The organism is Geodermatophilus sp. SYSU D00697 (genome assembly GCF_054050175.1).
Map to the genome: position 1 here is coordinate 1 of NZ_JBJGYV010000013.1, position 11,702 is coordinate 11,702.

Annotated in this window: 7 protein-coding genes; all 7 read right to left on the reverse strand. The window is 75.7% G+C overall.

Going from position 1 to position 11,702, the window contains the following annotated elements:
• Positions 1–85 precede the first annotated feature (85 nt).
• The gene (locus ACI79C_RS12810) at positions 86–829 is read right to left on the reverse strand and encodes a polysaccharide deacetylase family protein (protein ID WP_456946042.1); all 744 of its coding nucleotides are present in this window, start codon (positions 827–829) and stop codon (positions 86–88) included.
• Positions 826–1,845, reverse strand: coding sequence for a glycosyltransferase family 2 protein (locus ACI79C_RS12815; protein WP_456946043.1), 1,020 nt, complete (start codon positions 1,843–1,845; stop codon positions 826–828). The genes ACI79C_RS12810 and ACI79C_RS12815 overlap by 4 nt, the downstream gene beginning before the upstream one ends.
• A complete protein-coding gene (locus ACI79C_RS12820; protein WP_456946044.1) occupies positions 1,842–3,932 on the reverse strand; it encodes a glycosyltransferase in 2,091 nt (696 codons plus the stop codon). The genes ACI79C_RS12815 and ACI79C_RS12820 overlap by 4 nt, the downstream gene beginning before the upstream one ends.
• Before the next feature lie 257 nt (positions 3,933–4,189).
• Entirely contained in the window at positions 4,190–8,689 is a 4,500-nt protein-coding gene (locus tag ACI79C_RS12825) for a PKD domain-containing protein (RefSeq protein WP_456946045.1), read from the reverse strand.
• A gap of 236 nt (positions 8,690–8,925) precedes the next feature.
• On the reverse strand, positions 8,926–9,597 hold the full coding sequence (locus ACI79C_RS12830; protein WP_456946046.1) for a hypothetical protein: 672 nt from the start codon (positions 9,595–9,597) through the stop codon (positions 8,926–8,928).
• A complete protein-coding gene (locus tag ACI79C_RS12835; RefSeq protein ID WP_456946047.1) occupies positions 9,594–10,355 on the reverse strand; it encodes a CDP-alcohol phosphatidyltransferase family protein in 762 nt (253 codons plus the stop codon). Before ACI79C_RS12835 ends, ACI79C_RS12830 begins: the two co-directional genes overlap by 4 nt.
• Positions 10,352–11,605, reverse strand: a complete 1,254-nt coding sequence (locus ACI79C_RS12840; protein ID WP_456946048.1) for a DUF1972 domain-containing protein — start codon at positions 11,603–11,605, stop codon at positions 10,352–10,354. Before ACI79C_RS12840 ends, ACI79C_RS12835 begins: the two co-directional genes overlap by 4 nt.
• Positions 11,606–11,702: the final 97 nt, after the last annotated feature.

Consider the following 11,702-nt stretch of genomic DNA (forward strand, 5'->3'; position numbering starts at 1 on the left):
GCCCCGCCCCCCCCCCCCCCCCCCCCCCCCCCCCCCCCCCCGCCGCGCCCGCCCCCCCCCCCCCCCCGTTCCCGCGGTGTCCGGCTCAGCCGGGGAACCAGGTCTCCCGCACCAGGTCGCCGGCGGCCAGCGCCTGCTCCAGCGAGCGGGCCGAGAGCCCCCGATCGGCGTAGCCGTCGAGGACGCCGCTGATCAGCTCGCCGCGGTCCAGCACCGGCGGCGGCCCGTCACAGGCGCCGTCCTCGGGCCCGGCGAACCCGTCGTGGGCGAGCACGATCGCGCCCGGCCGGATGCCCTGCTGGGCCTTGGCGACCCGCTCGGCGACCGACACGTCCTTCCAGTCCCACGTCGTGGGCCCCCACAGCACCGGGAGGAGCCCGGCGCCGGTGACCGCCCGCCAGTTGCGCATCGTCTGCCGGCCGTAGGGCGGGCGGAACCAGCGCACCGGGCGACCGGTCGCGTCCTCCAGCTCCGCCTTGCCGGCGCGGACCAGCCGGGCCACCTCGTCGGGTGGCAGGGTCGGCAGCGCCCGGTGGTCCACGCCGTGCAGCGCCACCTCGTGGCCGGCGGCGACGACCTCGTCGAGCAGGCCGCGGTGCTTGCGGACGCGGGTCAGCAGCACGAAGAACGTCGCGGTCGCCCCGGCGTCGGCCAGGGCCGGGAGCACCCGGTCGGTGCCCCCCGGCTCGGGGCCGTCGTCGAAGGTCAGGACGACGTGCGGCGCGTCGGTGCGCAGCTCGACCGCCGAGCCGAGCACGGTCCCGGCACCCCGCCGGACCGTGCGCCGGGCGGCCTTGGCCACCGTCCTCGCCGTCGCGAGCGCGGTCATCGGGCGACTCCCCTCAGCAGCCGCCAGCGACGGCCCGATCGTGCGTACTCCTCGTAGACCACCCCGCAGGCAGCCCCCGCCATGCCGGCGCCCCGGCAGACCAGCCGCAGCCCGCGGGCCTGGTGCCGGTACGACCGGCGCAGCAGGCCCCAGGTCCACCGGGCGGTGCCGCACAGGGCGCGCAGCAGGCCGCCGGCGACCGCCCGGACCCGCACGCCCAGCCGCGCCGCGACACCGTCGGTCAGGCGCAGGGCGATGAGGACGGTCGCGTTGCCGTGGCTGTAGGCGCGGGTCAGCACCCAGGGGCGGGTCATCCGGTGCAGCGGCACCTGGTCGACCGCGGCGGACTCGTCGCACCACACCAGCGCTCCGCCGGCGCGGGCCAGGGACCGGCTGAAGAGCGTGTCCTCGCCGCCGCCGAGACCCAGCGCGGACTCGAACCGCACACCGGCGGCACGCACCTGGTCCAGGTCGAGCAGGAGGTTGCCGCAGGCGGCGACGTCGATCGCGGTGCCGGTGGGCATCCGGCGGCGGACGAAGAACTCCCCCGCACGGATCCACGGGTCCAGTTCGCCGGCGTACTCGGCGAGGATCCGGCCGGACACGGCCGCGGCCCGGCTGTCCGCCCAGGTGTCCAGCAGGCCGGCCAGCCACCCGGGCAGCGGCCGCTCGTCGTCGTCGATGAAGGCCAGCAGTCGGGAGCCGGCCGCCTCGTCCAGGGCGCGGTTGCGCACGGCGGCGATGCCCGGCGTCGGCTCGGCGACGTACCGGAGCCCCGGCGCGCCCACCCCGGCGACCGTCGCGGCGGCGCCGCCGTCGGGGTCGTTGTCCACCACGAGCACATCGACGGCGTACCGGCCGCCCGAGGCCACGGCCACCTCCCCCGCCTGCTCGAGCAGCATCGGCAGCAGCGCCCGCAGGTCGTCGGGACGGCGGTACGTCGGCACCGCGATGGTGACGCCCACGACGTCCCGGGCCTGCGCCGGGGCGGCCGGGACGGCGGTCGGCAGGCTCATGACAGGCGTCCCAGCACCGGTGCTCCTCGCTCGGCTCGGCTCGTCGGGGGTGCGGTCGCGGCGTCCGGACGCGGTAGCACGACCTGCGCCAGCAGCTGCCGGTAGCGGCCGGGGTGGTGCCGCCGCCGGGCCTCCGCGGCATCGGCCACCGCCGCCGACCGGGACCGCGCCCAGTCGGCGAGCACGGCCTCGACGGCGTCGGCCCAGAGCGCGGGCCGGCCCGGCGCGACCGCCCGTGCGCAGTCGTATCCGGCGGCCGCCTCGCGCAGGCCGCTGAGCGCGCTGACGATCGGAGGCCGCGCGGCCAGCACCGCCTCGACCGCGGTGTTGCCGAAGGACTCGTCCAGCAGCGACGGGACGAGCACCACGTCGGCCTGCTCGAGGACCGGCCCGACGGCGGGGCGGAACCCGAGGAACTCGACCCGGTCGGCCAGCCCGTCGGCGGCCACCGTCGCCCGCAGCTCCTCCTCGAACCACTCGTAGCCCGCGAAGACCGAGCCGAGCAGCGACAGGCGGGCATCGACCCCGCGGGCGAGCAGCTCCCGCAGCGTGGCGATCGCGACGTCGGGTCCCTTGCGCGGGGAGAGCCGGCCGACGAACAGCAGCCGCACCGGACCGTCGAGGTCGGCGCGGGCGGGCTCGGGCGCGGCCGGTCCGGGGACCGGGTTGGGCACCACGGTCGTCCGGTCGGCGAGCGCGGGCAGCAGGCCGGTCAGCACGTCGCGGGTGAACCGGCTGTTGGCCACCACGGTGGAGGCGGCCAGCAGCGGCCGGAGCAGCACCCGGTGCAGCGCGGCCGGGCCCGGCCACTCCGCCTCGTGCACGTGGCAGACCACGCGGCGGCGGGCCACCCGGGCGAGCAGCAGCCAGGTCGGCAGGATCGTCGTGCTGACGTAGACGCCGTCCCGCCCGGCCCGCCGCAGCAGGGTCAGCGCGGGCACCAGCCCGAGGACGGCGTCGCGCACCAGCCGCAGCATCCCGGCCGGGCGCAGCACCGCCTTGCGCAGGACCGGCATCCGGCGGACGACCACGCGGGCGCCGCGGCGCTCGAGCTCGGCCACCAGCGGGCCGGGGCCGGGCAGGGCCACCACCACGTCGGCACCGGGCACGAGGGCCGTGACCGACTCCAGGAACACGCGGTCCGAGCCGTACAGCTCAGCACCGGGGTGCACGAGCAGGACCGACGGCCGCGCCGACCGGTGGGGAGACCGCCCGACCAGGGCACCGAGGACCAGGAGGACGCCGGCCAGGGAACCCGACACCGCCGCCCACAGCAGCCGGGGCGAGTGCACGAGCTGGCGCCGTCCGCCGCGGAGCAGGATCTCCCAGCTGACCGCCGGGGTGGTGAGCACCCAGCGCAGCAGCCGGCGGCGCCCGAGGTGGCGCGCGGCGAACAGCAGCCGGTTGCGGCAGTTGTAGCGGTAGTAGAGCGCCGACTTCGCCTGGCCGCGGCGCCCGTCGTCGTGGGTACCGCCCTCGTCGTGGACGGCGACCAGGTCCTCCCGCAGGACCACCGAGCCGCCGACGGCGACCGCCCGGTAGCCGAGGTCGACGTCCTCCCAGTAGAGGAAGTAGCCCTCGTCGAAGCCGCCGATGCGGGCCAGCAGCTCGTCGTGGACGACCACGCACGCGCCGCACAGCCAGTCCCCCGGGTCCGGGGGCCCGTCGGTGCCCGCGGGCACGCTGCGGATCCGCCCGTCGCGCAGGTCGGTCCGGGCCTTGCGGAAGACCGTGCGCCCGGCGGAGTCGACCAGCAGGGGGCTGATCAGCGCCAGGGGCTCCCGTGTGCTGTGCGCCCGCAGCTCGGCGACGACGGACGGGGTGATGACGGCGTCGGGGTTGAGGAAGAGGAAGGTCCGGCAGCCCAGCTCGCGCGCGGCGGCGACGCCGGCGTTGCAGGCGGCGCCGAACCCGCGGTTGTCCGGCATGCCGACGACGTGCCAGCCCTGCGCCGCGCCGAGCTCCTCGATGTCGCGCCGGTTCTCCGCCGAGGAGAAGTTGTCGACCACGACGACGTGCACGCCGTCCCGCCCGAGGCCCGCGGTCGCCAGCGTGCGCCGCAGGAGGTCCGCCGAGCCGTACGACACGACGACGATGCCGAGGACGTCCCCACCCGAGGGTGCGGGTGGTCGGTCCGGCGCGGTCCGCTCCCGGGACCCTCCGCGGGATGCTGCCGCCGATGGGCTCATGCTGCTGTTCCCCCCTCCCCGGCCGTGCCGACGGCCGGGCTGGTCGATCGTGCGGTGCGGGGCGCCCCCCGTCGTCCCCCGACGGGGTGACCCCGGGACGACCTCACCCCCGGCGGGGAGCCCGCCGGGGGTGAGGGGTGAGGACCGCGACCGGGTCAGCGGACCGCCGGGGTCTCCCCCGCCGCGCCGGCCCACAGGTCGTCGATCCGGAAGACCTGGGTCCGCGTCGCGGTGGAGGCGGTGTAGGTCTCCAGGTAGACCCCGCCCGGGGCCTGCAGGGCGGCGGTGCTGTCGGTGCGGGTCAGCGTCCAGTCGGCCGGCTCGGCCGTGCCGGCCGTCCAGGCCTTGGCCTTCAGCGTCGTCGTCCCGTCGCCGGTCAGCTCCAGCCGCACGGTGATCGCGCTGCCGGGCGTGTAGGTGCCCGGCAGCCGGACCGACCCCAGCACGGTCTCGGCGCCGTTGACGTACCGGTCCAGCCGCAGGTCGACCAGCCCGGAGGCCTGGAACCGCAGCGTCGCCCGGTAGTCGCTGGTGCCGATCCGCCGCCCGGCGAGGCTGATGTAGGCCCCACCCCCGGTGGCCGCCTGCGGCAGGGTGACGTCGGCCTGGACCGCCACCTCCTGCTGCGCGACGTCGGCCAGCCCGGCCCGCGACTCCTTGCCGGCCGCACCGGAGATCTGCCCGGCGCCGTCGACCACCCGCGCGGCGGCGGTGCTGCCCCCGACCGTCCAGGCGCCACCGACCTCGGCCGACCCCCAACCGGAGGCCACCTCACGCCCGAAGGAGTCCACCGCGAACGGCGCCCCCTGCACCGGCGGCTCCTCCACCGGCGGCTGCGGCGCGGTCACCGTGACCGCGCGGGTCACCGTGCCGGTCGCACCCTTCTCGTCGATGACGGTCAGCTTGACCTGGTAGGTGCCGGCCGCGGCGTAGGTGTGCGAGGCGGTGGCACCGGTGCCGGTCCCGCCGTCCCCGAACTCCCACGCGTAGGAGGCCACCCGGCCATCGGCGTCGGCCGAGGCCGACCCGTCCACCGACACCACCAGGTCCGCAGCACTGGAGGTGAACGACGCCGTCGGAGCAGCGTTCTGCGGCTCCTCCACCGGCGGCTGCGGCGCGGTCACCGTGACCGCGCGGGTCACCGTGCCGGTCGCACCCTTCTCGTCGGTGACGGTCAGCTCGACCTGGTAGGTGCCGGCCGCGGCGTAGGTGTGCGAGGCGGTGGCACCGGTGCCGGTCCCGCCGTCCCCGAACTCCCACGCGTAGGAGGCCACCCGGCCATCGGCGTCGGCCGAGGCCGACCCGTCCACCGACACCACCAGGTCCGCAGCACTGGAGGTGAACGACGCCGTCGGAGCAGCGTTCTGCGGCTCCTCGGGGGCCGGCACCGCACCCGGGGCCTGGGCCCGCAGGTCGTCGATCCGGAAGACCTGGGTCCGCGTCGCGGTGGAGGCGGTGTAGGTCTCCAGGTAGACCCCGCCCGGGGCCTGCAGGGCGGCGGTGCTGTCGGTCGTGGTGACCGTCCAGTCGGCCGGCTCGGCCGCGCCGGCCGCCCAGGCCTTGGCCTTCAGCGTCGTCGTCCCGTCGCCGGTCAGCTCCAGCCGCACGGTCAGCGGGGTGCCCGCGGCGTAGGTGCCGGGGACCCGCACGGTGCGGAGCACGGTCTCGGCGCCGTTGACGTACCGGTCCAGCCGCAGGTCGACCAGCCCGGAGGCCTGGAACCGCAGCGTCGCCCGGTAGTCGCTGGTGCCGATCCGCCGCCCGGCGAGGCTGATGTAGGCCCCACCCCCGGTGGCCGCCTGCGGCAGGGTGACGTCGGCCTGGACCACCACCTCCTGCTGCGCGACGTCGGCCAGCCCGGCCCGCGACTCCTTGCCGGCCGCACCGGAGATCTGCCCGGCGCCGTCGACCACCCGCGCGGCGGCGGTGCTGCCCCCGACCGTCCAGGCGCCACCGACCTCGGCCGACCCCCAACCGGAGGCCACCTCACGCCCGAAGGAGTCCACCGCGAACGGCGCCCCCTGCACCGGCGGCTCCTCCACCGGCGGCTGCGGCGCGGTCACCGTGACCGCGCGGGTCACCGTGCCGGTCGCACCCTTCTCGTCGGTGACGGTCAGCTTGACCTGGTAGGTGCCGGCCGCGGCGTAGGTGTGCGAGGCGGTGGCACCGGTGCCGGTCCCGCCGTCCCCGAACTCCCACGCGTAGGAGGCCACCCGGCCATCGGCGTCGGCCGAGGCCGACCCGTCCACCGACACCACCAGGTCCGCGGCACTGGAGGTGAACGACGCCGTGGGGGCGGCGTTGACGCCCACAGCGAGGTCGCGGTGCGCCTTCACCTGCGCCGCGGTGAGCGAACCCGCGTAGACCGCGACCTCGTCGATGCGGCCGTTGAACCAGGCGGCACCCGACCAGCTGGTGTCGCCACCCACGCGCCAGTAGCCACTGATCGGCAGTGCGCTGGTGACGTTCGCCTTCTGGCCGACGAGGACGCCGTCGACGTAGAAGGCCATGCCGTTGCGGCCGAGCGTCCCGACCACGTGGTGCCACTTGCCGTCGTTGTAGGCAGTGGTGGTCCCGAGGGTCTGGGCCGTGCCGTTGTGGACGCCGAACCACACCCGGCCCGCGGTGTCCATGTAGACGTGCCGGTCGTAGCGGGTGCTCGCACCGGTCCGGGCGTTGCCGAAGCCGACGATCTTCCCGCCGGTCCGGGACGTGGTCTGGAACCACGCCTCGACCGAGAAGGCCTGCGGGCCGGGGACGGTGGTCCCCGTCGCCAGGAAGCCGGTGGTGGTGCCGTTGAAGGAGAACGCCTTCCCACCGTCGGCGATGGCGCCGGCCTGGTTGCGGGTGACGCCCGCGTTGATGGTCATGTCCCGGGTCCCGACCCGGTCGTAGGCCGTCGCACCGGACGTCTCACCGAGCGACCAGTGCGCGGTGGCACCGTCGGCCCCGACCAGGCTGCCGTAGGCGCCCGAGGGGCTGCTGTTGGCGGCGCCCACGGTGGCGGTGGCCCAGGTGGAGGCCAGCTCGTTGCCGGCCGGGTCGCTGGCGACCACGAGGTAGCGGTGCGACCCCGCGGGGGCGCCGGTGTCCGAGCAGGCGTAGGTGGGCAGGTTCCACCACTGTGACGGCCGGGTGACCTCGCAGACCGGGGCGGAGTCCTCGTCGTCCCGGTACACCCGGTAGGTGAGGTTCTCGTTGTCCCGGTCGTGCACGGCCTTCCAGGACACGCGGACCGCGCCGGTGACCAGGCTGACGGTCGGGGCGAAGGTCCCGGTCGCGCGCGGCGCCACCTTGTTCGGCGCGAGGGCCGACACGGCGAACCGGACCAGGCCCTGCTGCTCGCTGCCGTTCACGCCGGGGAACTCACCGCCGTAGACGACGTACTGGTCGTTGCCGCTGACGCTCCAGCCGGCCTGGAACTGACCGGTGTAGCTGCCCGAGTAGAAGGTCGGGAACCAGGGCAGCACGGTGGGCGCGGGCTTGCCGGCGAAGTTGGCGTTGGTCATGGTCCGGGTGCCGACCGTCCCGGTCGCGGACAGGCTGAGCGCGGTGGCGAACTGGTTCACCCGCGGGTTCTGCTCCGGGAAGCTCCCGATCTGGCCGCAGTCGTGCGCGTGCGTGGCCTGGTAGAGCACGCCGTGGGTCACGAAGCTCGAGTAGGTGTCGCCCCGGCAGTCGTTGGCCCACACCAGCTGGCCACCGCTCGAGGTGACCTTGAACGACCCCTCGAGGTTGCCCTGGCTCTGGAAGTTGTACGCCGTGCCGTAGACGTGGGTGCCGTCGTTGGTGAGGCTGTAGACGGCCGAGCCGGTGCCCTGGTTGGTGAGCAGCTGGCCGATCGCGAACGGCCTGGTCGCCCCGGTGGTGGCGTCCAGCGCGCCGATGCCGACGGAGGCGACGCCGTTGAGGGTGCCGAAGCGGCCACCGGCGACCACCTGGGTGCCGTTGTTGGTGACCGTGAGGGCCAGGACCGAGGTGGCGGGGGAGGCGACCTGCCCGGGGCCCGGGACGGGTGCCCACGGCAGCAGCGCGCCGTTGCTGGCGGAGACGGCAGCCAGGTTGCGGCGGGGCGTCGCGCCGACGGCGGTGAACCAGCCGCCGGCGTACACCTTGTCGTTGGTGGCGGCGATCGTCGTCACCTGGCTGTTGAACGCCGGCTTGAAGGTGCTGATGAGCTGGCCGGTCGCCGTGCTGTAGGCGGCGATGTTGGCGCGGGCCTGGCCGTCGGCCTCGGTGAAGTCGCCACCGACGTAGATGCGCGACCCGTCGGGCGAGGCGGCCACGGTCAGCGCCTGGGCGTTGAGGCTCGGCGCGAAGGAGGTGACGAGCTCACCGGTGCGGATGTCGTAGGCCAGCAGGTTGTTCCGCACCACCTCCTGCGTGCCGGGCGCGGCGCCGGCCGGGCGGGCCCGGTCGAAGCTGCCCGCGACGTAGACGGTGTTGCCGACGACGACCTGCGACCACGCGACACCGTTGATCTGCACGGTGGGCAGCGGGTCGGCGGTCACGGTCGCCGGGGTCGCCGGGTTGGCCGGGTCCAGTGGCGCGGTGTCGGCCTCCGCCGACGGCGCGGCGATCACCCCGACCCCCAGCAGCAGGCTGAGCAGGCCACCGAGGAGCGACTTGCTCCAGGCGGCCAACAGTGAAGACATGCGATGTTCCCCCGCTCGTCCAAGAACGACAATCGCCGGTCTCCACGGACCAGCGGGCGAACACTAAGCGTGACGAGAAGGGGTCCGGCATCCCCTGATCCGGTGACGAATGCCTGGTCGGCACCGATCACGCTCCGTCGTTCATCACTCTGGGTGAGAGCGGGCCGAGCCCGAACGCCCGCAGGGCCCCGGCGGTCGCCGGGGCCCTGCGGGTGGAGTTGGGGAGTCGGGGAGCGTCAGCCGGCCGATCCGGTGAAGACCAGGAACGGGGCGTCGGCCCGATAGCCGACGGTGAGGGTCACGACGTCGCGGGCGCCCTCGGGCACGGTGAAGACGTACACGCCCTCGGCGCTGTCCCCCGGTGCCAGGGTGCTCGTGAACGGCGCCCGCGAGGCGTCCTGCAGCGGCGGGGCGGGCGTCCCGTCCGGGCCGTGCGTCAGGTTGACGGCCACGAGGTCCAGCTCCAGGGGCTCGCTGGTCTCGTTGACCAGCTGCACGGTGGCGCGCAGCGCGGGGCCGGCGACGTTGCCCGGGCCCTGCGCGGTGCCGTCGATCGCGTCGAGGGACACCACCCGGGCGCGGACGCCGTCCTCCCCCGATGCCTCCTGGTCGAAGGCGACCGCCGGGAGGGCGGGCGGCAGCACGGATGCGTCGCCGGTCGGCGGAGCCTGCTCCGGCGTCCCCGCCGCGGGCTCCTCCGCAGCGGCGGCAGGAGGCTGCGCGGCGGAGCTGCTGGCGGGAGCCGACGTCGCCGTCCCGGCCGCCGCCACGTCCCCGCCTCCCCCGTCGCTCCCGCGCAGCGTCAGGCCGAGGACGACCACGGCCAGCATGACCAGCGCCGCGAGCGCGCCGCCGATCACCTCGCGCCGGCGCGACGGCACCGGCCGGCTGTCGTCAGGGGAACTCATCGCGGCAACCTGCCCATCTCTCGATACCACTTGACCGATCCGATCCCCAGGTGCGCCACCGTGGCGAGGAGCAGCACGCCGTACCCGGCCAGGAACGCCGTCGGCGCCCCGAGCAGCAGGAAGGCCAGGCAGAGCACCCCGTAGTCGGTCGGCAGGTTCACCAGCGACCGCCGCAGCCCCGGGCTGGCGCCGGAGGGCTGGGCGCGCGTCGCGACGCCGTGCTGGGCGCGCAGCGCCTCGTTGAGCATCATCGCGAAGAAGAGGGCGCCGTCGGCGATGCAGTAGCCGATCGGGAGGAGCAGCAGCGCGCCGGTCCCGACGGCCTCGGACCGGGCGAGCCCGACCAGGACGGCGAGGTGCAGGCTCAGCAACTTGACCGCGTCCACCATGTGGTCGAGCCACTCCCCCGCCGGGGAACCGCCGCCGCGCAGCCGGGCCAGCTGCCCGTCCGCCGAGTCGAGCGCGTACCCGACCAGCAGGCAGGCCGTGACGGCGGCACCGGTCGTCCAGGACGGCGGGGCGAGGGCGAGCAGCGCGATCCCGGTGGCGGTGAACGCGGCGCTGATGCCGGTGACCGCGTTCGGGGTGAGCCCGGCGTGGAAGGCCAGGGCGGCGAACACCCGGCCGAGCTTGCGGTTGACGAACCGGGAGTACGCGGGCGCGCCCGCGGCCCCCTTCTGCGCGGCCGACAGCCGGGCGACGGTCGCGCGCAGGCTCTCCCCCGCCGGGCGGACCGGGCGTTCGGCGGTCGCGGTCACTGCCGGCCCGCCAGGAGGTCCTCGGCCACCGGGGCGGGAGCCGGCCGGGGCAGCGGCGCGGCGCCGGCCGGCTGCGGACGGCTGACCGGCACGGGGAGGTCGGCGGCGGCCGCGCGGCGCCGCCCGGAGGGCCGGCGCCGGGGGAAGCGGCGGGTGGCCAGTGCGCGGGCCAGCTCCTCGTACCCGGCGGCGACCTCGTCCCAGTCGTAGCCGCGGGCCAGCTCGCGGGCCCGCTGGCCGGCGCGCGCCGTCCCCTCCGGGTCGGCCTCCACGGCCTCGACCTCGCGGGCGACGTCGGCAGGGGTGCGGAAGAAGCGGCCGGTGTCGGCGACGACCTCGCGGTTGAAGTCGACGTCGAAGGCGGTGACCGCAGCGCCGGCGCCGATGGCGCGCAGCAGCGAGGGGTTGGTGCCCCCCACCGAGTGACCGTGCAGGTAGGTGCAGCAGTTGGCGTAGAGCTGGTCGAGCAGCTCCTGGTCCCAGACCCCGCCGAGGAAGCGCACCCGGCCGTCGGCGAGCGCGTGCACCCGGCGGGTGTACTCGTCGGCGTACGGGGCGGACCCGACGACGACCAGCGGCTCGCGGGCGGCGCTGGCGGCGTAGCCCTCGACGATCACGTCGACGTGGTTCTCCGGCTCGAAGCGGGCGACCGCCAGGTGGTAGCCGCGCGGCTCGAGGCCGACCTCGGCGAGCCGGTCACAGCCGGGCTCGATGAGCGGCGCCCCGTAGCTGAGCAGCGTGGTGGGGGCGGCGAAGGCGTCGCGGTAGTAGTCGGCGATGCCCTGGGCGTCGGCGATGAGCGCGTCGGACCAGCGGACGGCGAGCGCCTCGGCCACCCGGTAGTAGCGGCGGCCGACCGGGCCCCACTTCGCGCGCTTCCACTCCAGCCCGTCCACGTGCGTGGCGACCGGGATCCGGGCGGCGCGCAGCGCCGGCAGGAGCGGGGAGTTGGCCGCGTTGAACACGATCGTGGCATCGGTGCGGTGGGTGAGCAGGTGCCGCACCGACAGCGCGGTGTGGCTCAGCGTCTCCAGCGAGCGCTTCCGCGCGGCGGGCAGGTGCACCAACTCCATGCCCAGGTGCTCGGCCGGCGGGGCCTGCTCGGCGCCGGGCGTCGTCCGGCAGTAGACGACGACCCGGTGCCCGCGCTCGGCCAGGCGGCGGCCGACCTCCTCCACGGCGGTCTCGAAGCCCCCGTAGCGCGCGGGGACACCGCGCGTGCCCACGAGGGCGATGCTCAAGCGGTCCACGGGTTCTCCGTTCCTCGGCGTCCGAGCGAACGGCACGCGGTGCGGGACGCACTCGTGCCGTCGCTCCCAGTGAGGTTCGTCGGCTCGGGCCGCCGAC